The organism is Burkholderia seminalis DSM 23518 (assembly GCF_902832885.1).
GTDB lineage: Bacteria > Pseudomonadota > Gammaproteobacteria > Burkholderiales > Burkholderiaceae > Burkholderia > Burkholderia seminalis.
This window is the reverse complement of sequence record NZ_CADFDK010000002.1, coordinates 586,734-606,993: the sequence shown is the minus strand read 5'-3', so window position 1 is coordinate 606,993 and position 20,260 is coordinate 586,734. Positions and strand designations below refer to the sequence as shown.

The window sequence follows — 20,260 nt, the reverse complement described above, 5'->3', positions numbered from 1 at the left end:
GAGTGCCGCTTATTGCGCGACGGCCGCGAGCGGCGTGCCGACGAGGCGGCCGATATCGGCGCGGGCCGAATGGGCGTCGGCGAGCGCGCGCACGTATTGCGACTGCCCCTGGAACAGCGTGCGCTGTGCATCGAGCACGTCGAGGAAGCTGAACTTCCCGAGTTCGTAGCCGCGCGACATCGCGTCGAGCGCGACGCGCGCGGCCGGCAGGATGTCGGACTTCAGCCGCTGCGCTTCCTGCTCGGCGGCCTCGAAATTCGCGTAGGCTTGCGTGAGCGCCAGCCGCAGGCGCATGCGTTCGCGATCGAGATCGGCATTCGCGCGCTCGGCCTTGTGCGTCGCCTCGAGCAGCGCGCCCTTGTTCGTGTTGAACAGCGGAATCGGGATCGATACGCCGACCACGGCCTGGTTGTCGGGCACGCCGCCCGTCGTCACGCGCTTCACGCCCGCGCTGACCGTCACGTCCGGAATGCGCCTCGCACGTTCGAGCGACACGGCCGCATTCGAGCGCAGCATCTCGGCGCGCGCGATCCGCGCGAGCGGCGCATCGTCGAGCTGCGCGGTCAGCGCGGGCAGCGGCTCGACCGGCGGCACGGTTTCGAGGTCGCCGAGCACGGCGAGCCGGTCGCCGCGCGCTTCGCCCATCACCGCGTTCAGCTTCTCGCGCGCGACGTCCACCTTGCCGCGCGCCGTCACGACTTCGATCCGCACGCCGGCCGCCGCCACCTGCGCCTTCGTCGCCTCGACCGGCGACACCTTGCCGGCCTGCGCGCGGCGCCCCGCGAGATCCGCGGAGCGCGCGGCGATCGCGGCCGATTCCTCGGTGACCTGGAGCTGCCGCTGCGCGGCGAGCAGCCCGTAGAACGCGGCGATCACGTCGGCGCGCACGACCGCACCCTGCTCGTCGAGCGACGCGCCGGCCGACTCGCGGCCGTACGACGCGACGTCGAGCCGCGCGCGGCGCTTGCCGCCCAGTTCGATGGTCTGGTTGATCAGCGCGGTCGACGTACGTTCGTTGCTGCGGAAGCTCTCCTGCAGGAACGACACTTCGGGATTGGGGCGCGCGCCGGCCTGCAGCAGCGCGCCGGCCGACGCATCGACGTCCGCGCGCGCGCCGCGCAGCGCCGGATTGTTCCGGGCCGCGACGGCGAGTGCATCGGAAAGCGTCAACGACGGGGCGGGACGTGCGTCGGACGGCGGTGCGCCGATCGGTGCGGCGCTGCCGGCGGCAGCTGTCGCCGGCGGCGGCAGCGACGGCTGCGCATACGCCGTCGCGGCCATCGCGAAGGCGACGGCCGCGGAGAGAGGGAGCTTGAGCATGTTCGGTTCTGCGGTAACGGTTGCGACCGATGCTACGGTCGGGCCGCAGTGCGAACATGAGGCGAAGATGATATTTCCGTCATGTTGGACGCAGCCGCACGCAGACGCGCGGCGCCCCGCGGGGACGGCGCCCCGTTTTGACGATCGGGAAAGTTCGGTGAGCGCGCGGCGCGACGGCCGCGCGAAAGACTGCGGAGGCTTGGGACTTCGGCACGCGCGGGCCGCCGCCCCGCACGCGAATCAGGTGACGGCTTGTTTCGCGCGCCGGCGTTGCACGAGCCAGTCGAGCAGTTGCCGCCCGTCGCGCTCGCCGAACCAGCGCGCGTGCCCGATCAGGTAGCCGTCGTACGCGATGTCGACGATCGCCGGCGCATCGATGATGCAGCCGAAATACGCGACTTCCGACAGCGCGAACTCCGTATGCACGATCGGCAGCAGCGCGACCAGCGCGGCATACGCGTCGTCGTTCAGCGGTTCGAGCGATTCGTAACCGTCGAGCAGCGCGTCGATCTGGTCGTACTCGATGCGCCGCGCATCGGCCGGCGCCATCCAGTCGATCGTATTGCGCTCGATCGCGAGCGCGAGGTCCATCACCGCGCACGTACGATCCGACAGGCCGAAATCGAGCACGGTCCGCACCTGTGCGCCGGGGCCCGCCCCGGTCCACAGCAGGTTCGACGCATGCCAGTCGCCGTGCGTCCACAACGGCGGCAACGCGGGCAGCAGCGGCACGAGGCGCGCGTGATACGGGCCGATCGCGTCGGCTACGTCGCCGCGCCAGTCGCGCGAACCGAGTGCACGCACGAGCAGCGGCTGCGCCTCGACCCAGCGTTCGAGCGCGCCGGCCAGATCGGCGGACGACAGCACGCGAAAACTCGACAGCAGCGTCCGTACGGGGCGCGCCGGCGCAGCGTAACCGGCCGACGCGCGATGCAGCTCGGCCAGCGCGCGGCCGGCCGCGTACGCGTGCGAAGGATGCGTGAACGGTTGCCACGACATCACGCCGCGATACGGATCGACGCCGGGCGCGAGCACGTGCACCTCGTACGTCCACTCGCCGGACGCAAACGCGGTCGCGCCGTCGCGACCGGCCAGCACGTCCACCACGGGGATGCCGCGTTCGCGCAGATGCGCGATGAAGCGATGCTCTTCCTCGAGGCCCGCGACATCGCGCAGGCTCGCATGATGACGCTTGACGAACAACCCGCGCCCGTCCGCCATCCGCACGAGCACCGCCGCCGCGAACTGCCGCGGGCTGTGCCACGTCAGCCGCGCCGGCTCGCCCGCGCCATCGATCCGCGCGAGTATGGCCGCCACCTCGTCGTGCGTCATCAGCGGCCAGTCGCGTTCGGCCTGCTCGCCGTCGACGCCGAATTGCGGCGGTGCGACGTCACGCGACAGGGGGCCGTCCGGCTCGAGGGGGAATGACATGAACGACGTTGCTCCGTGGTTGAATCCGTGCGTGAATCAGCGCGCGCCGCCGCCCGGCGCCAGCGCGCCGCCGGCCGCCGCGCGCAACGCGGCGGCGGTCCGGCTCCAGTCGCGCCAGCCGACGACGGCCAGCCCGATGAACAGCGCATAGAGTCCGGCCGTCAGATACAGTTCCTTGAACACGAACATCCCGACGTAGACGACGTTCACGACGATCCACAGTCCCCACGACGCGATATAGCGCCGCGCGGTCCAGTATTGCGCGACGAGGCTGAACGCGGTCAGCGACGCGTCGACGAACGGCAGCGCCGCGTCGGTCCAGCGTGCCATCATGCCGCCGAGCAACGCGCTGCCGATGACGGCCGCGACCAGGTCGGGCAGCATCTGGCGCGGCCGCACGCCGGTGACGGGTGCGACGTCGCCGGCCGGTGCCGCGCCGCCGCCGCCGGCTTCGCTCGCGCGCTGCGCGAGCCAGCGCTGCCAGCCGTACACCTGCAGCACCGCGAACGCGCCCTGCAGCAGCATGTCCGAATACAGCTTCGCATCGAAGAAGATCCAGCCGTACAGCGCAACCGACGCGAGCCCGACCGGCCAGCACAGCATGCGGCGCTTCGCGGTCAGCCAGATCGCGAGCGCGCTGACGATCACGCCGGCGATTTCGAGTGGGGACATCGTCTGTGCCCTCCTGGTTGGCTGCCGGGGCCGCGCGTCACGCAGCCGGTTCCCGGTCATCAGAAATCATAGGTCAACGACACGTGCGCGGTGCGCGGCGCCCCCGGGAACAGGTACGCATCACCCTGCTGCTCGCCCGCGTCGCGCCAGTAGAACTTGTTGAACAGGTTGTCGACCGACACGCGCAGCACCGTGCGATGGCCGCCGAGCTTCGTCGTATAGCGCGCGCCGAGATTGAACACGAACCATGACGGCACGCGCGCGGTGCCTTCCTCGTTCGCGTTGCGCGCCGCGCTGTACTCGACACCGCCGAGCACGTTCAGCCCTGCCACGCCCGGCACCGCGTAATCCGCATACAGCGACGCGCGCAGCGCGGGCACGTTGATGATCTGGTGCCCTTCGTAGGCCGGCGACCCCGAATCGTACGCGCGGGCGCGGATCGCCGCGACGCTGGCCGTCAGCCCCAGCCGTTCGGTCACGCGCCCGGCCGCGCCGAGCTCGATCCCCTGGTGCCGCTGCGTGCCGCGCTGCACGAACGTGTAGGCGGTGCCCGACGCATCCGGGTCGGCGAACTGGAACGGCTTGCTGATCGAGAACACGGCGGCCGTGAGGCTCAGCCGGTCGAGCCAGTCGTATTTCGCGCCGACCTCGATCTGGTGCGATTCGACCGGCGGCAGGAACGCATACGCATTGGTCGCGCGCACCGGCGCCTGGTCGCCGAGCGACAGCGCCTTGCTGTACGACGCATACAGCGACAGCACGTTGACCGGCTTGTAGACGAGCGCGACCTGCGGCAGGAACACCGAGCGGTCGGTGTGCGTCGTGTCGCCGTCGGGACTGCTCCAGCTGCGCTGGCGCAGCAGCACTTCCTTGCCGCCCGCGAGCACCTGCCAGTGTTCGCCGATGCTGATGCGGTCGAGCCCGAACACGCCGTACTGCCACGAATCGAGCTGCGGATACGACGGCCCGGGCGTATTCGGCGACGGTGCAAACGAGACGTCGGGTCCGTCGATGTTCTCGCTGCCGACATAGTCGTACACGGCGGTCGCCATGTGCACGACGCGACGCTGCACGCTTACGCCGAGCGTCAGTTCGTGCCGCAGCGGTCCCGTCGCGAACTTGCCGGTCGTGACGGCGCGCAGGTCGTCGTTGCGCCGGTATTCGCCGGGGCTGCGGAAGTCGTACACGTCGTAGTCGCCGTTCGCGCCGAAGAAAAACGGCGACGTCGCGCCGGCCGTGCAGCTTGCCGCGTAATAGCAACCGTACGCGAACGCACTGTTGTCGTCGATCATCGTGCGGCTGCGGCCCGCGGCGACGTACGCCTTCCAGTCGTCGTTGAACTGGTAGTCGAAGCGGGCGTTCAGGTTCAGCGCATCGGTCGTCACCGGTTTCGCCCACGGCTGCGTGCCGAGCGCCTTCGACGTCGTCTTGACCGACGGCACGACGGTGCCGCCGAGCAACTGGTAGCCGGGCGCCGAGCGCTGGATCCACTGCTGGAATTCGGCGTTGAGCTGCAGGCTCGCGCGCGGGCTGATGTCCCAGTCGGCGGCGATCGAGCCGAACGTGCGCCGTCCGTTCGTGCCGTCGATGTAGGCGTGCATGTTCTCCTTCGCGGCGTTGATCCGGAAGCCGAACTGATGGTCGGGGCCGAAGCGGCGGCCGAGATCGACGGCCGCCGACGTCGAGCCGCGGCTGTCGACGCCGCCCGTCACGCTCGCGACGTTCGCGGAGCGCTTGGTCACGAAGTTGATCACGCCGCCCGGCGCGACGACGCCGCTGTCGATGCCGGCCAGCCCCTTCAGGATCTCGACGCGCTCCTTGTTCTCGAGCGGCACGTTCTGCTCGCCCGACACCGTCAGCCCGTCGATCCGGATCGCGCTCGCGAGATCGACCGGAAAACCGCGGATCGCGAAGCCTTCGAAATAGCCGACCGGCGCGTAGTCGTTGACGACCGATGCGTCGTTGCGCACGACGTCGCTCAGCCGCTTCGCCTGCTGGTCGTCGATCAGCGCGCGCGTGACGACGTTCACCGACGCGGGCGTGTCGCGCAGCGGCGCGTCGTCGAGCCCGGCCACCGACGCATTCCGCGCGCGCAGCGTGCCGCCGCGCTCGCCGCTCACCGTGATCGCGGGCAGCGTCGCGGTGCCGGCCGCGTCGGCGTCCGGTGCGGGCGCGTCACCCGGTGCCGCGGCGGCCTGCGCCGCGAAAAGCGTGATGCCGAGGCCGACTCCGAGCCCGACCTTGGTGCGCCACCGCCGTGCGGACGCCGCTGTTGTTCGATTCACCGTCATTGTTCTGGATGGAAAACTCGCCACTCGACCCTGTCGAAACCCGTTACGAAGCTGCGAAGCATGCCCCCGCGGACGTAATCCGCACCGTCACCGGCCGCGTGCGGCGACACGCCATTCATCAGACGAACCGGACGATATGGCACGCACGCATGCCGGTCAGCCAGGAGGACGCGGGATGGGACATCGGATTCAGGTGACGCGCCGGGCACCGACGCAGCCGCCGACGGATTCGTCGGGAGCGGGCGGGCGGCCGGCGGCATCGCGCGGTCGTGTCATGCGGGGGACGCTTCGAACGCCCCGGTGCGGGCGGCGGGCGCTTGCGCCGGCCGTTCGTCGGAACGGCGGCCTGCCCGTCGCGCGCGACATCGCGGCGTGGCGCGCATTTTACCCCGGGCGGGACCGATGGCCGTGGAATCGGGCGGAACGGGAGGCGGGAACGGCGGGATGGGGGAAATAGGCTGCGGAGGGCGCGCCGGCGGCGGCGGCGCGATCGCGCCGCGCATCGTGCGCGGCGACCTCGACGACCGGTGCGGTCACGCGCCGGTCGAACGGACGAAAACCGGCGCGGGAATCACGGCCCGCTACCGGTTCGACACCGCTCAGAACCCCTGCATCGTCACGGTCGGATCGACGACGAGATGCACGACGCCGTAGATCACCGCGCCGACCAGCAGCGCAAGCAGGATCGCCACGAACGGCAGCAACGTGAAGTTGGCGTTCGCGAGATCGGTCGCGTGCGACTTGCTGTTGCGCACGCCGAAGAAACTCCACAGGACCAGGCGGACCATGCCGAGCAGTTTCATGATGGGCTCCTTTCATCGAATCGGTTGACGCTATCGTCGATCCGACCGGCATCCGAAAAAAGAAGCAGTTGCGCGCGCTTTTCGCGCAGCAGGCCGTCTGCGGCGGCGTGTCGCAGGGTGCGTCAGCGGTCGAGCACGAGCGGCTCCGCGGCGCCTGGCGCGGGCCGCGCGACGCACAGCAGCGCGCAGCCCGGTTCGACCGGCGCGTCGGGCGTTTGCGCGTAGTCGACCGCGCCGGACAGCACGCGCGTCGCGCAGGTGCCGCACGAGCCGGAACGGCATTCGGACGGCACGGCCACGCCCTGCCCCTCGGCGAATTCGAGCAGCGTGCCGTCGGCAGGTGTCCACGCGGTTTCGCGCGCCGTGCGCCGGAACACGACCGGCACGCCCGGCGCCGCTCGCGCGAGCGTCTCGCGCGCCACACGACGCGAGACGCTCGACGGCCCGAGCGCCTCGAAGCGGATGCGTTCGTCCGGCACGTTCAGCGCGCGCAGCCCGTCGTACAGGTCGCGCATGAACGCCGCGGGCCCGCACAGGTAGAAGTCGTAGTCGTCGAACGACAGGATCCGCTTCAGCTGCGCGACGTCGATGCGGCCGGCCCGCGCGGCCGAGCGTTCGTCAGGATGACTGTCGAACCAGTGCAACGACAGGCGCGCGTCGGCGGCCGCGATGGCCGCGAGTTGCGCCGCGAACGGCCGGTCGGCCGCATCGCGTGCGCCATGCACGAACACCACGCGGCGCGACGGCGTGTCGTCGGCCAGTGCGCGGCGCAGCATCGCGACCATCGGCGTGATGCCGATGCCGGCCGACACGAGCACGGCCGGGCGCGGGCTCGCGAGATCGAACGTGAAGCGGCCGCGCGGCATCTGCGCGTCGAACGTCATGCCGGCCAGCGCATGATCGTGCAGCCACGCCGATACGCGCCCTTCGCGCTTCACGGTGATCCGGTAATGCGCGCCGCCCGGCGCATCCGACAGCGTGTAGCTGCGAATCGCCGGCGCATCGCCGCCCGGCAGCGCGACGCGCAGCGTCAGGTGCTGTCCGGCTTCGTAGGCCGGCAGCACGCCGCCATCCGCCGGTTCGAAATGAAACGACCGGATCGCGCGCGCTTCGTCGACGATCTTCGCGATGCGCAACGGCCGCCATGCGGGTGCCGATGCAGGCACGGCGGACGGCACCGGGACCGCCTGCGCGGCGCCCGGCGAAGTCGCCGCCGTCGCCGCGAACTGCGGCGCGCGCTCGACCGCCGACCACCGGAACGGCAGCACCGCACGCAGGCGCCGCACTTCCCGCACATGGAACCGCACGACACGCTGCGCGCCGTCGAACGACGCGACGAGCGGCCCGTCCCACACGATCTCCGCGCGCGCGGCGACAACCAGCACGTCGCCGCTGTCGAAATCGATGAACAGCAGCCCCGCGCGCGGATCGTGCTGCAGGTTGCCGAGCGTGTTGAAGAAGCGGTTGCCGCTGAAATCGGGCGTCGTCAGCGTGTTCGCATCGTCGACGCGCACGAAGCCCGGCATCCCGCCGCGATGCGACACGTCCGCGCCGCGCGCGGCGCCCGCCTCCGCCGACGTGTTCGCGCTCGCGACGAAGAACGTATCGGCCTGCGCGAGCAGCGCGCGGTCGGCGTCGCTCAATGCGTCCGACACGTCGGGCGCGACGGCCGCATCGGCTTCGCGTGCGATGAACGTGGGCTTGCGGCCCTGGATGTACTTCGCGCAGTTGCCGAAGCTCTGCTCGACGGCGATCGTCAGCGCATCGCCGTCGACCGCGCGCACGACGCCGTTCACGCGATTGCGCCGCCGCGTATCGAATTCGATCCCGAGCCCGCCGAGCGCCGCGCCCGGTTGCCAGGTACCGGCCAGCGGATCGCCCGGCAGCGCGCGCGCCGCGATGCGCAGCGTGCGCGGGTCCGGCGACGTGACGAAACCCGGCGCACCGGCGCGCAGCGTCGCCCACGGCTGGCCGTGCGCATCGACGCCGCCGAGCACGAAGAACGGCAGTTGCGCGAAGAACGCGCGGTGCTGGTCCGGCATGAAGCGCCGGATGCCGCGCCGGCCGGCCGCACCCGCCGCGTCCGTCACGCCTGCGCGCTGCTGCACGGCAAGCTCGCCCGCGTGAAACGGCGCGGTGTCGAGTTCCCAACCCGGTACGACGGCGGTCGGCGCGTTCATCGCATGCTCCTGACGAGGCCTGGTTGAAGGGGAGGTTACGCGGCGAGCAGGCCCGCGCGCGTCGTCGGCATCGCGACGAAGCCCGGCAGCGCCTCGATACGCGCCAGCCATGCGCGCACGTGCGGATACGGTTCGAGCGACACGCCGCCTTCCGGTGCGTGCGCGATGTACGTATAAGCGGCGATGTCCGCGATCGTCGGCTGCGCGCCGACCGCGAACGGCTTGCCGACCAGCTCGCGATCGATCACGTCGAGCACCTTCGCGGCCGTACGCTTGGCGGCCTCCGGATCGAGCTGCGCGCCGAACACGGTCACGAGCCGCGCGGCAGCCGGGCCCGACGCGATCGGGCCGGCCGCATACGACAGCCAGCGCTGCACGACGGCCGCGCCGACCGGATCGTCGGGCAGCCAGTGGGCGTCGCCGTAGCGCTTCGCGAGGTAGACGAGGATCGCGTTCGAATCGGCGATCACGGTGCCGCCGTCGTCGATCACCGGTACCTGCCCGAGCGGATTCAACGCGAGAAAAGCCGGTTCGCGCTGCGCGCCGGCCGCGAGATCGACGTCGATGGTTTTGGACGGCAACCCGAGCAGCGACAGGAACAACCGGACACGGTGCGCGTGGCCGGACAACAGGAACGAATAGACGCGGATCGGCGAGGCAGGCTTGCGGGCGGCAGACATGGAAACACTCCGGATTCTCGCGCCGCCGGGAATCGGCGACGAACGGCTCCAGCGTAGCGCTCGCCGTTCGTCGCCAGAAGACGGATAATCGCGGAAACATTATCCTCTTTCATAGGACAATCGACGATGGCCGACTTGCGCGACGTGAACCTGAACCGGCTGGCGATCTTCGTCGCGGTGGTCGAGGCCGGCTCGCTGACGGCCGCGGCCGAGCGGCTCGGCCTCGCGAAGACGGTCGTCAGCACGCACATGCAGCGCCTCGAATCCGAGGTCGGCACGAACCTGCTGGTGCGCACGACGCGGCGGCTGAGCGTGACGGATGCGGGGCGCGTGTTCTACGACGCGTGCCGCGACATCGTACGCGCGACCGAAACCGCGCTCGACGCGGTATCGTCCGACGCCGGGCCGCTGCGCGGCACGCTGCGCGTGAGCGTGCCGATCGACTACGGCGCTTTGGTCGTCGCTCCGGCCGTCGTCGCGTTGCGCGACCGGCATCCGGGGCTCGACGTCGAACTGGTGGCGAACGACCGCGTCGTCGATCTCGTCGCGGACAATCTCGACGTCGCGATCCGCATCGGCCGCCTCGCCGATTCGAACTATCGCGCGGTGCAGCTCGGCACGTACGAGAAATGGCTGGTGGCGAGCCCGGCGTTCGTCGCCCGGCACGGGCTGCCGCGCGATCCGGATGCGCTCGCCGCGCTGCCGTTCGTGATGCTGTCGACGCTGCCGCGCCCGCACACGCTCGAACTCGACAACGCGAGCGGCGGCAGCGCGGCCGTCCGCTGTGCCGCACCGGTCGTATCGAACACCGCGACCGCATGCCGCGCGATCGTGCTCGCGGGCGGCGGCTTCGGGTTGCTGACGGATTTCTCGACCGCGGACGACGTCGCGGCCGGCCGGCTCGTGCGGCTGCTGCCCGCGTGGCGCTCGGCACCGGCCGGAATTCATGCGGTGTATCCGTCGACGCGGCTGCCCACGCCGAAGGTGCGGGCGTTCATCGATGCGATGAAGGAGAGGATTGGCGACACACGGCCGGCACGCAAGACGAAACGCGAACGCTAGCGCGCGCCGGTTGCGTGCCCGCGCACGCCATTCACCTGACGAATCACGACGTCCCCGCGATCAGGTACCGCCATGCACGGCGCTCATGCGCGGCATGAAAACTAATCGATTGTTGGCGCCCCGGATCGACGCCGACAATCCGCTTCATGCCCCCTCGTTTGCGGTACGGGCCACTCACCCTCCCAATCGGCACGTCACGATCCATGAACCGCCCAGTCCCTCTTCCCTGCATCGCCGCGGCCTGCACGGCCCCGCCGGCACCGTCCCTTGCCCGCCCCCGCACTTGCGGCGAAGCACTCGTCGGCCTGCTCGAACGTTACGACGTCGAATGCGTGTTCGGCATTCCCGGCGTGCATACCGTCGAGCTCTATCGCGGGCTCGCCGAGTCGTCGATCCGCCATGTGACGCCGCGCCACGAACAGGGCGCCGGCTTCATGGCCGACGGTTATGCCCGCGTCACCGGCCGGCCGGGCGTCTGCTTCATCATCACCGGGCCCGGCATGACCAATATCGCGACCGCGATGGCACAGGCCTACGCGGATTCGATCCCGATGCTGGTGATCTCGAGCGTCAACGCGCGGCGCGAGCTCGGCAGCGGCGACGGCCGTCTGCACGAGCTGCCGTCGCAGCGCAACGTCTTCGCGGGGCTCACCGCGTTCTCGCACACGCTGCTGGACGCGGCCGACCTGCCGCAGGTCCTCGCGCGCGCATTCGCCGTCTTCGAAAGCGCGCGGCCACGGCCCGTGCATATCGAGATTCCGCTCGACGTGATCGTGATGCCGGCGCCCGCGCTGCCCGCCACCCCGCCCGCGCTGCCCGCGCGCCCCGCGCCTGATGCCGGTGCGCTCGCGGCGGCCGCGGACCTGCTCGCCCACGCACGCCGGCCGCTGATCCTGGCGGGCGGCGGTGCCGTGCAGGCGGCAGCCGAATTGCGCGAACTCGCCGAACGCCTGCACGCGCCCGTCGCGCTGACGATCAACGCGAAGGGCCTGCTGCCGCCCGGCCATCCGCTGCTGATCGGCTCCACCCAGTCGCTGCCGGCCACCCGCGCGGCGATCCGCGATGCCGACGTGGTGCTCGCCGTCGGCACCGAGCTCGGCGAAACGGATTACGACGTCACGTTCGACGGTCGCTTCGCGATCGACGGACGGCTGATTCGCATCGACATCGATGCGCAGCAGCTGATGCGCAATGCCCGCGCGGAGATCGCCATCGCCGGCGATGCGCGGCTCGCGCTCGGCACGCTGTCGACCCGTCTGCACGAAAAACCCGCGCCGACACCGGAAGCCGGCTGGGGTGCCTCACGCGTGGCCGCCGTGCGTGCCGAGATCGCGTCCGGCCACGACGGCCACGTGCGCGCGCAGGCGCGACTGATCGACACGGTCGTCACGACGCTGCCGGGCGTGATCGTCGCCGGCGATTCGACGAGCCCCGTCTACGTCGGCAATTTCACCCACGACGCGCCCGCGCCGCGCAGCTGGTTCAACTCGTCGACCGGCTACGGCACGCTCGGCTACGGGCTGCCCGCCGCGATCGGCGCGAAGCTCGCCGCGCCGGCGCGCCCGGTCGTCTGCCTGATCGGCGATGGCGGCCTGCAGTTCACTTTGCCGGAGCTCGCGAGCGCGGTCGAGGCCCGCCTGCCGGTGATCGTGATCGTCTGGAACAACCGCGGTTACGGCGAGATCCGCAAATACATGATCGCGCGCGACATCACGCCGGTCGGCGTCGATCCGTACGCACCCGATTTCGTGGCGCTCGCGCGCGCCTTCGGCTGCGCGGCGCACGCGGCCGCGACGCCCGCCGCACTGGCCGCCGCGTTGCGCGACGCCGCCGCGCGCGCGATTCCGACTGTGATCGAGATCGACGAAGCGGCGTGGTTCGGTCAGGTGCAGCCATGAGTCCGGCCGCCGCGTTTCGTTTCGATCCGCCGCTGCATACCGGGCTCCTCATCGATGGCGTGTGGGGACCCGGCGTCGGCGGCGCCACGCTGCCCGTCGTCGATCCGTCGACCGAAGCGGTCCTCGCGCGGGTCGATGCCGGCGACGACGCGGACGTCGAGCGCGCCGTCCGGGCCGCGGCCCGCGCGTTTCCCCGCTGGAAACGCACGACGGGCACCGCGCGCGCGGCCCTGCTCCGCGCGATCGCACGCGGCGTCGACGCGCACCGCGCGCGGCTCGCGACACTGCAGTCGCTCAACAACGGCAAGCCGTTCGCGGAAGCGGAGATCGACGTCGCCGACGTGATCGCCACGTTCGACTACTACGCCGGCCTCGCCGAACGGCTCGACACGGACGGCGAAACCGAGGTCGCGCTACCCGACGACCACCACCGCGCGTGGATCCGGCGCGAACCGGCCGGCGTCGCCGCGCTGATCGTGCCGTGGAATTTCCCGATGGTGACGACGGCGTGGAAGCTCGCGCCCGCGCTCGCAGCCGGCTGCACCGTCGTGCTGAAGCCGTCCGAGATCACGCCGCTGCCCGAACTCGAACTCGCCGCGATCGCCGCCGCGGCGGGCCTGCCGCCCGGCGTGCTGAACGTCGTGACGGGCACCGGTCACGACGTCGGCGCCCCGCTGTGCGCGCATCCGCTCGTCGCGAAGGTGTCATTTACCGGCAGCACGGGGGTCGGTGCGCAGGTCATGAAAGCCGCCGCGGACACGATCAAGGGCATCGGCCTCGAACTGGGCGGCAAGTCGTCGATCGTCGTGTTCGACGACGCCGATCCCGACCAGGCGGTCGAGCTGATCGCCGGCGGCGGCCTGTTCAACGCCGGGCAGATGTGTTCGGCGACCTCGCGCGTGCTCGTCGCCGCTCCGCTCGCCGAAGACCTGATCGCGCGTCTCGCGCGGCGGATCGACGCGACCGTCGTCGGCCCGCCGTTCGCCGAGGGCGTGCAGATGGGCCCGCTGACGAACCGTGCGCAATACGAACGCGTGAAGCACTACCTCGCGCAAGGCCGCGCCGACGGCGCGCGGCTGGTGGCGGGCGGCGACGTGCCCGCCGGCCCCGGTTACTTCGTCCGGCCCGCGCTGTTCGCCGACGTGCCGACCGACAGCGCGCTGTGGCGCGACGAAATCTTCGGGCCGGTGCTGTGCGTCCGCACATTCGATACCGAGGACGACGCGATCGCGGCCGCCAACGATACCGAATACGGGCTCGTCGCGACCATCGTCACGCGCGACACGGCACGCGGCAAGCGGGTCGCCGACGCACTCGAGGCAGGCGTCGTGTGGATCAACACACCGCAGCTGATCTATCCGCAAACCTCATGGGGCGGCTACAAGCGCAGCAGCGTCGGGCGCGAGCTCGGTCCGTTCGGGCTGGCTGCGTTCCAGGAGATCAAGCAGGTCATGATGCCGGCCCGCTGAGGCCGCCCGGCTCATGCGTTTATCTCATGCCGCGCATGCGGATATTTCGTTTGTTGCGGAAATTTGACCTCCCTACAGTTCATCCACACCCCGCGCCGCCGTTCGGCGACCGGCATCGAACCACCCGGCATCGTTCATCAGGAGACGGCCATGCAACACTTCAAGGCGGGCAGAAGGCAGGTGATCAAAACCCTCGGCACGGCACTCGCCGCATCCGCCCTTCCGATGCCATTCATCAGTACTGCGAAAGCACAGTCGAGCAGTTTCGCGGGAAAGACACTTCGGCTGCTCACGTGGTCTGACGATACCGGCGCGGCCGCGCTGCGCAACATCGCGGAAACCTTCAGCAAGCAGACCGGCGCGCGCGTGATCGCCGACCGTGCGGACGGCACGTCGGGCATGGTCGCCAAGGTCAAGGCCGCCGGCGAGCGGCCGACCTACGACGTGATCACGCTGGCCGGCGTGGGCGCGGCGGGCCTCGCCGACGCGGGCCTGCTCGCGAAGCCGGACCTGAACCGGCTGCCCAACCTGAAGGACGTCGCGCCGCAGTACCGCACGGGCGCGAACGGGTTCGGCATCGGCTACCTGCTGTGGTCGGACGGACTGATCTACAACACGTCGACCATCAAGACCGCACCCGCGAGCTACGAAGCGCTGTGGGATCCGAAATATGCGGGCCGCCTGTTCCTGCCGCCGCCGGAATGGGCCGAGGCGGTCGATCTCGCGATCGTCGCCGCGAAGCTGGCCGGCGGTTCGCAGCAGAACATCGAGCCCGGCTTCCGCAAGCTCGCGGCGCTCAAGGATCGCGTGATGACGCTCGGCGAGAACCCGAACCAGATCGCCGACCTGTTCCGCACCGGCTCGCTCGACATCGGCGGCATCTATTCGCCCGCGTTCTTCCCCGACCAGATCCGCAAACCCGACTACAAGATGGGCGTGACGTACGGGATGAAGGAAGGCTTCGCGACGCAACTGATGTTCACGGTGATTCCGAAAGCGCACCCCGGCGACCTCGATCTGATCCATGCGTTCATCAACCACACGCTCGACGCGGGCGTGCAGGGCCGGATGGCGGCGGACGTGCTGAACGGGCCGGTGAACGCGAAGGCCGTGATCCCGGCGGAAAGCCGCCCGTTCGTGCCGTCGCCGCAGCAGATCGCGGAGAAGGCCATCCTGCACGACGACAAGGCCCTCGCGGCCGTCCAGCCGGCGTGGATCAAACGCTATACCAGCCTCTTCGCGGCCTGACGACATGGCCTCGCTGCCCTCCTCCCGTCACGCGGAGCCGGTCGCCGCCGGCCTGGCCGGCGGCGCTCAGGCCGCCGCCGCGCGGCCCGGCGTGCCGCCGTGGCTGCTGCTCGCGCCGGTCCTCGCGTTCCTCGCGGTGCTCGCGGCCGCGACGCTCACCGTGCTGCGGATGAGCGTCGGTACGCCGGGCGACGAATGGCGCACATTCACGCTGCAGAACTACGCCGATCTCGCCGATCCGTACTTCATGCATTCGCTGTGGCTCACGCTGCGCCTCGCGTTCGAGAGCATGGTGTGCGCGATGCTGCTCGCGATCCCCGTCGCGCTGGCGATGGCGCGCGCCGAATCGCGGCTCGCGCGGCGACTCATGCTCGCCGGCGTACTGCTGCCGCTGCTCGTCAACCTGCTGCTGCAGGGCTACGGCTGGCTCGTGATGCTTGGCCCGGCAGGCTTGCTCAACCGCTCGCTGCTGGCGGCCGGCATCGTCGAACGGCCGCTGCAGCTCCTGTACCGCGAACACGGCGTGCTGCTCGGGCTGATCCAGACGGCATTCCCGCTCGCCGTGCTGCCGCTGTCGAGCGCGCTGCGCGCCGTGTCCCGCTCGTACGACGAAGCGGCCGCGACGCTCGGTGCGACGCGCTGGCAAACGCTGCGGCACGTGACGTTGCCGCTCGCGATGCCGGGGCTCGTGTCGGGGGCGCTGCTCGTGTTCGCGTACAACGCAAGCGCATTCGCGGTGCCGCTCCTGCTCGGCGGCCGGCGCGTGCCGATGCTCGCGGTGCTCGTGCACGACCAGGTCGCGCCGCTGCTGAACTGGCCGGCCGCTTCGGCGTCGGGTGTCGTGCTGATGGGTGCGACGCTGGTCGTGATGGCCGTGTCCCAGCGCCTCGTGCGCGCCGTGCAACATGACGAGGTGACCCGATGAATGCCCTTTCGCCGCGCGCGCCGCTGCCCGGCCGCCTGAGCCGCTCGACCGGCGCGCTCGCGACGCTCGTGCTGTTCGCCGCCGCGATGCCGATCCTGACGATGATCACGATGTCGTTCGGCTCGTCCGGCACGCTCGAATTCCCGCCGCGCGATTTCAGCCTGCACTGGTACCGCGCCGCCTTGCAGACCTTCGTGGCCGGCGACGCGGGCAGCGCCCAATCGATGGGCGCCGCGCTGACGACGAGCCTCGTCGTCGCGATCGCGACGATGCTGGTCGCGACCGCGGTGTCGGTGCCGGCCGCCTATGCGCTGTCGCGCTACCGCTTCCGCGGCAAGACGCTGGTCGAACAGCTCGTCGCACTGCCGGTCGTCTATCCGCTCGTCATGCTCGGCCTCGCGCTGCTGCTCGTGTTCAACGCGCTGCCGGTCGAACTCGGGTTCGTGCGGCTCGTCGTCGCGCACGTGATCCTGACACTGCCTTTCACCGTGAAGAACTGCGTCGCGTCGGTCGCGTCGATCGGCCAGGAATTCGAGGAAGCCGCGTGCCTGATGGGCGCGAGCCCGCGCCGCGCGTTCGTCGATGTCGTGCTGCCGCTGATGCGCCCGGGCGTCCTCGCCGGCATGCTGTTCGCGTTCATCGTGTCGTTCAACGAATTCACCGTGACGTTCTTCCTGTACAGCGTCGACACGATGACGCTGCCGGTCTGGCTCTACAGCCGCACCGTGTCGTCGCTCGACCCGACCGTGTTCTGTTTCGCGGTGTTCACAGTCGCGATCGATTTCGCGCTGATCTGGATGCTCGAAAAACTCGTCGGCGACAAGGGCGTCGCGCTCTGACGCGCGTACGGCTCCGCCTTCGCTCATCCAAGGAATCCCCATGACCCAGCTCACCCTCCAGAACGTGACGAAGCGCTTCCATCACGCGTATGCCGTCGATCACGTCGATCTGTCCGTACCGGACGGCAAGCTCGTCTGCTTTCTCGGCCCGTCGGGCTGCGGCAAGACCACGCTGATGCGGATCATCGCCGGCCTCGAGACACCGACGTCGGGCACGATCACGTTCGCCGGCCGCGACCTCACGCACGTGAGCGCCAACCGGCGCGATTTCGGCATGGTGTTCCAGTCGCTCGCGCTGTTCCCGCACATGACGGTCGCGCAGAACATCGCGTATCCGCTGCGGCTGCGCAAGACCGCCAAGGCCGCGCAGGCGCGGCGCGTCGCGGAGCTGCTGGAGCTGATCCAGCTTCCGCACTTGGCCGACCGGCTCGTCACGCAACTGTCGGGCGGGCAGCGCCAGCGGGTCGCGATCGCGCGCGCGATTGCCTCTTCGCCGCGCCTGCTGCTGCTCGACGAGCCGTTGTCGGCACTCGACGCAAAGCTGCGCGAGGCGATGCAGGTCGAGATCCGGCTGCTCCAGCAACGGCTCGGCATCACGACGATCATGGTCACGCACGACCAGCGCGAAGCGATGACGATGGCCGACGAGATCGTCGTGATGGAGAAAGGCCGCATCCAGCAGGTCGGCCGGCCGCTCGACATCTATCGCGATCCGGTCAACGAATTCGTCGCGGATTTCATCGGCCTCGGCAACATCCTGCCGGTCGCGTGCGATGGCGACGACGCGATCGTGCTGCCCGGCGGGCAGCGGCTCGCGATCCGGCGCGCGCCCGACACGCCGCGCGCGGACGACACCGTGCGCCTGCTGATTCGCCCCGAGGACGTGTGCGTGCGCCCGATCGCGGTATCGCCGTCCGCACCGAACACGCTCGCCGGCACGGTCACGTTCGTGCGCGACGTCGGTGCATCGATCGAGGCGACGATCGATTGCCGCGGCTTCACGCTGACGGCCGCGACGACGCCACGCGAGACGCCCGACCTGCACGTCGGCATGCCGGTCGCCGCCGAACTGCCCGCGCATGCCTGCAAACTGATCGCCGCACGCGGCGCCTGATGCCCTTTCCCTCCCTCCAGCGCAGCAACAAGGACTTCACCATGAACGCATCGACCCAAGCCCATCGTCTCGTGCGACGCCTGTTCGCCCGCACCGCCCTCTTCTGCGCCTGCACGGCGGGTCTCGCGGCCATCGCGCCGCTCGCCCATGCCGACGCGCTCGACACGATCGCGAAATCGGGCGTCGTGCGCATCGGCGTGTTCGAGGATTACCCGCCGTTCGGTTCGATCGGCCCCGACATGAAGCCGCAGGGTTACGACATCGACATGGCGACGCTGATCGGCAAGGCGCTCAATGCGAAAGTCGAGCTCGTGCAGGTCACCGGCGACAACCGGATGGCGTACCTCGCCGACCGCAAGACCGACATGCTGCTGTCGGTCGGCCAGACGCCGGAGCGCGCGAAGGTGATCGATTTCTCGAATGCGTATGCCCCGTACTATCTCGCGGTATTCGGCCCGAAATCGCTCGCGGTGAAGGGCACCGCGGATCTCGCCGGCAAGTCCGTCGCGGTCGCGCGCGGCACGCTCGAGGACCTGAGCGTGAGCAAGGTCGCCCCGCCGAACGCGACCATCAAGCGCTTCGACGATCCGAACGGCGCGATCGCGGCGTTCCTGTCGGGACAGGCGCAGCTGCTCGTGGTCGGCAACGACGTCGGCGCGACGATCATCGCGCGCCACCCGTCGATCGATCCGGAGCAGAAGTTCTCGCTGTTCAGCTCGCCCGATCACGTCGGCCTGAACAAGAACGAGCCGCGTCTGATGCAGAAGGTCAATGACGCGATCGCCGGCGCGAAGAAGAACGGGACGCTGAACACGCTGTCGCAGAAGTGGCTGCACGCGGCACTGCCGGCCGACCTGTGATGCGCGCCGCGCCCGCCCCGCATGCGCGACGAAAGGTATCGTGATGACCTACGTGTTCGACTTCAGCGATTTCGACCTCTACGCCGGGATGCTCGCGCGCGGGATCGGCGTGACGCTCGGCCTCACCGCGGCCTCCACCGTGCTCGGCGGCCTGATCGGCACCGCCGGCGCGTGGGCCGCGCTCGCCGGCCCGCGCTGGGCGCGGGCGCTCGTCGCGGCCTACGTCGAACTGATCCGCAATACGCCGTTCCTGGTCCAGCTGTTCTTCATCTTCTTCGGGCTGCCCGGGATCGGCGTGCACATCGACGAAGCGCAGGCGGCCGTGCTGGCGATGACGGTCAACCTGGGCGCGTATGCGGTCGAGATCCTGCGCGCCGGCATCGAATCGGTGCCGCACGGGCAGACGCAAGCAGCACGCGCGCTCGGGCTGCATGGCCGGCAGGTGTTCGGCCAGATCGTATTGCCGCAGGCACTCGCGAACGTGTACCCCGCGCTGCTCGGGCAAGTGCTGATCGTGATGCTCGGCTCGGCCGTCGTGTCGCAGATCTCCGTGCCTGACCTGACCTACGCGGCGAACTTCATCCAGTCGCGCAATTTCCGTGCGTTCGAGATCTACATCGTCGTGACCGCGATCTATCTGCTGCTGTCGATCGCGCTGCGCACGCTGCTCAATCGCGTCGCCCGCCGGCTGTTTGCGGGCCGTGCACCGCACGATGCGGCCGCCGCACCGCGCCGATCGTGCGGCGCCCGCTTCAGGTGGCGCCTGCGCTCCCCTGAAACCGGCCTCCCGACGGAGCGGGCACGATGATCGAATTCACCTTCCAGGATATTGCGTGGAACCTGCTGCTTGCCGCACGTTGGACCGTGCTGCTGTCGCTGATCACGTTCGTCGGCGGCAGCGTCGCCGGGTTCGTGTTGCTCGCGATGCGCATCTCGCCCGTGCCGGCGCTGCGCCGCTTCGTGATCCTGTACATCGCGCTGTTTCAGGGCACGCCATTGCTGATGCAGCTGTTCCTCGGTTTCTTCGGACTGCCGCTGGTCGGCATCGACGTGACACCATGGGTCGCCGCGTCGGTCGTACTGACGTTGAACGCGAGCGCCTGTCTGGCCGACATCTGGCGCGGCTGCGTGGACGCCGTGCCGCGCGGTCAGTGGAATGCGGCGGCCAGCCTCGGCATGACGTGGACGCAACAACTGCGTTACGCGGTGTGGCCGCAGGCATGGAAAATCGCCCTGCCGCCGACCGTCGGTTTTCTCGTGCAGGCGGTGAAGAGCACCGCGCTGACGTCGATCATCGGGCTGACCGAACTCACGAAGACCGGCAACATCATCACCAACGCGGTGTTCAAGCCGTTCCCGATCTACGCGATGGTCGCGCTGCTCTACTTCGCGATGTGCTTCCCGCTCACGTGGTACGCCCGCGCGCTCGAGCGCGGCTACCGCGCCGCGAAGGTACGCTGAACCGGCG

At 69.9% G+C, this 20,260-nt stretch carries 17 protein-coding genes; 10 read left to right on the top strand and 7 right to left on the bottom strand.

Features of this window, described 5'->3' with window-relative positions:
• Positions 1 to 9: 9 nt before the first annotated feature.
• From HWX00_RS09235 to HWX00_RS09205, 7 genes are all read right to left on the bottom strand, one after another.
• Positions 10 to 1,320, bottom strand: coding sequence for a TolC family protein (locus tag HWX00_RS09235; protein WP_124609018.1), 1,311 nt, complete (start codon positions 1,318 to 1,320; stop codon positions 10 to 12).
• Between the two features lie 240 nt (positions 1,321 to 1,560).
• Positions 1,561 to 2,751, bottom strand: coding sequence for a phosphotransferase enzyme family protein (locus tag HWX00_RS09230; RefSeq protein ID WP_175027478.1), 1,191 nt, complete (start codon positions 2,749 to 2,751; stop codon positions 1,561 to 1,563).
• 36 nt (positions 2,752 to 2,787) lie between these two features.
• Positions 2,788 to 3,423 carry a nicotinamide riboside transporter PnuC gene (gene pnuC, locus HWX00_RS09225; RefSeq protein WP_059558612.1) on the bottom strand — a complete coding sequence of 212 codons (636 nt, stop codon included), beginning with the start codon at positions 3,421 to 3,423 and terminating at the stop codon, positions 2,788 to 2,790.
• Between the two features lie 59 nt (positions 3,424 to 3,482).
• On the bottom strand, positions 3,483 to 5,714 hold the full coding sequence (locus HWX00_RS09220; protein WP_175027479.1) for a TonB-dependent siderophore receptor: 2,232 nt from the start codon (positions 5,712 to 5,714) through the stop codon (positions 3,483 to 3,485).
• A gap of 599 nt (positions 5,715 to 6,313) precedes the next feature.
• Complete coding sequence (locus tag HWX00_RS09215; RefSeq protein ID WP_034185578.1) at positions 6,314 to 6,517, bottom strand: DUF2970 domain-containing protein; 204 nt, start codon at positions 6,515 to 6,517, stop codon at positions 6,314 to 6,316.
• A 122-nt stretch (positions 6,518 to 6,639) separates the two neighbouring features.
• Positions 6,640 to 8,697, bottom strand: a complete 2,058-nt coding sequence (locus HWX00_RS09210) for a pyridoxamine 5'-phosphate oxidase family protein (protein WP_175027480.1) — start codon at positions 8,695 to 8,697, stop codon at positions 6,640 to 6,642.
• Between the two features lie 35 nt (positions 8,698 to 8,732).
• Positions 8,733 to 9,377 carry a glutathione S-transferase family protein gene (locus HWX00_RS09205; RefSeq protein WP_175027481.1) on the bottom strand — a complete coding sequence of 215 codons (645 nt, stop codon included), beginning with the start codon at positions 9,375 to 9,377 and terminating at the stop codon, positions 8,733 to 8,735.
• A gap of 126 nt (positions 9,378 to 9,503) precedes the next feature.
• Between HWX00_RS09205 and HWX00_RS09200 the strand changes: the two genes are divergently transcribed.
• From HWX00_RS09200 to HWX00_RS09155, 10 genes are all read left to right on the top strand, one after another.
• Positions 9,504 to 10,439, top strand: a complete 936-nt coding sequence (locus HWX00_RS09200; protein WP_059558626.1) for a LysR family transcriptional regulator — start codon at positions 9,504 to 9,506, stop codon at positions 10,437 to 10,439.
• A gap of 203 nt (positions 10,440 to 10,642) precedes the next feature.
• Complete coding sequence (locus HWX00_RS09195; protein ID WP_200086600.1) at positions 10,643 to 12,337, top strand: 5-guanidino-2-oxopentanoate decarboxylase; 1,695 nt, start codon at positions 10,643 to 10,645, stop codon at positions 12,335 to 12,337.
• A complete protein-coding gene (locus tag HWX00_RS09190; RefSeq protein ID WP_175028454.1) occupies positions 12,334 to 13,806 on the top strand; it encodes an aldehyde dehydrogenase family protein in 1,473 nt (490 codons plus the stop codon). Before HWX00_RS09195 ends, HWX00_RS09190 begins: the two co-directional genes overlap by 4 nt.
• A 150-nt stretch (positions 13,807 to 13,956) precedes the next feature.
• The gene (locus HWX00_RS09185) at positions 13,957 to 15,054 is read left to right on the top strand and encodes an ABC transporter substrate-binding protein (RefSeq protein ID WP_034185574.1); all 1,098 of its coding nucleotides are present in this window, start codon (positions 13,957 to 13,959) and stop codon (positions 15,052 to 15,054) included.
• Between the two features lie 4 nt (positions 15,055 to 15,058).
• A complete protein-coding gene (locus HWX00_RS09180; protein WP_226193650.1) occupies positions 15,059 to 15,979 on the top strand; it encodes an ABC transporter permease in 921 nt (306 codons plus the stop codon).
• Positions 15,976 to 16,818: an ABC transporter permease gene (locus HWX00_RS09175; RefSeq protein WP_175028455.1), complete on the top strand. Its 843-nt coding sequence runs from the start codon at positions 15,976 to 15,978 to the stop codon at positions 16,816 to 16,818. The genes HWX00_RS09180 and HWX00_RS09175 overlap by 4 nt, the downstream gene beginning before the upstream one ends.
• A gap of 40 nt (positions 16,819 to 16,858) precedes the next feature.
• The gene (locus HWX00_RS09170) at positions 16,859 to 17,932 is read left to right on the top strand and encodes an ABC transporter ATP-binding protein (RefSeq protein ID WP_124609012.1); all 1,074 of its coding nucleotides are present in this window, start codon (positions 16,859 to 16,861) and stop codon (positions 17,930 to 17,932) included.
• A gap of 41 nt (positions 17,933 to 17,973) precedes the next feature.
• Positions 17,974 to 18,792, top strand: a complete 819-nt coding sequence (locus tag HWX00_RS09165) for a transporter substrate-binding domain-containing protein (RefSeq protein ID WP_049035690.1) — start codon at positions 17,974 to 17,976, stop codon at positions 18,790 to 18,792.
• Positions 18,793 to 18,835: 43 nt separating this feature from the next.
• On the top strand, positions 18,836 to 19,600 hold the full coding sequence (locus HWX00_RS09160) for an amino acid ABC transporter permease (protein ID WP_175028478.1): 765 nt from the start codon (positions 18,836 to 18,838) through the stop codon (positions 19,598 to 19,600).
• A complete protein-coding gene (locus HWX00_RS09155; RefSeq protein WP_049035687.1) occupies positions 19,597 to 20,253 on the top strand; it encodes an amino acid ABC transporter permease in 657 nt (218 codons plus the stop codon). Before HWX00_RS09160 ends, HWX00_RS09155 begins: the two co-directional genes overlap by 4 nt.
• The last annotated feature ends 7 nt before the right edge of the window (positions 20,254 to 20,260 follow it).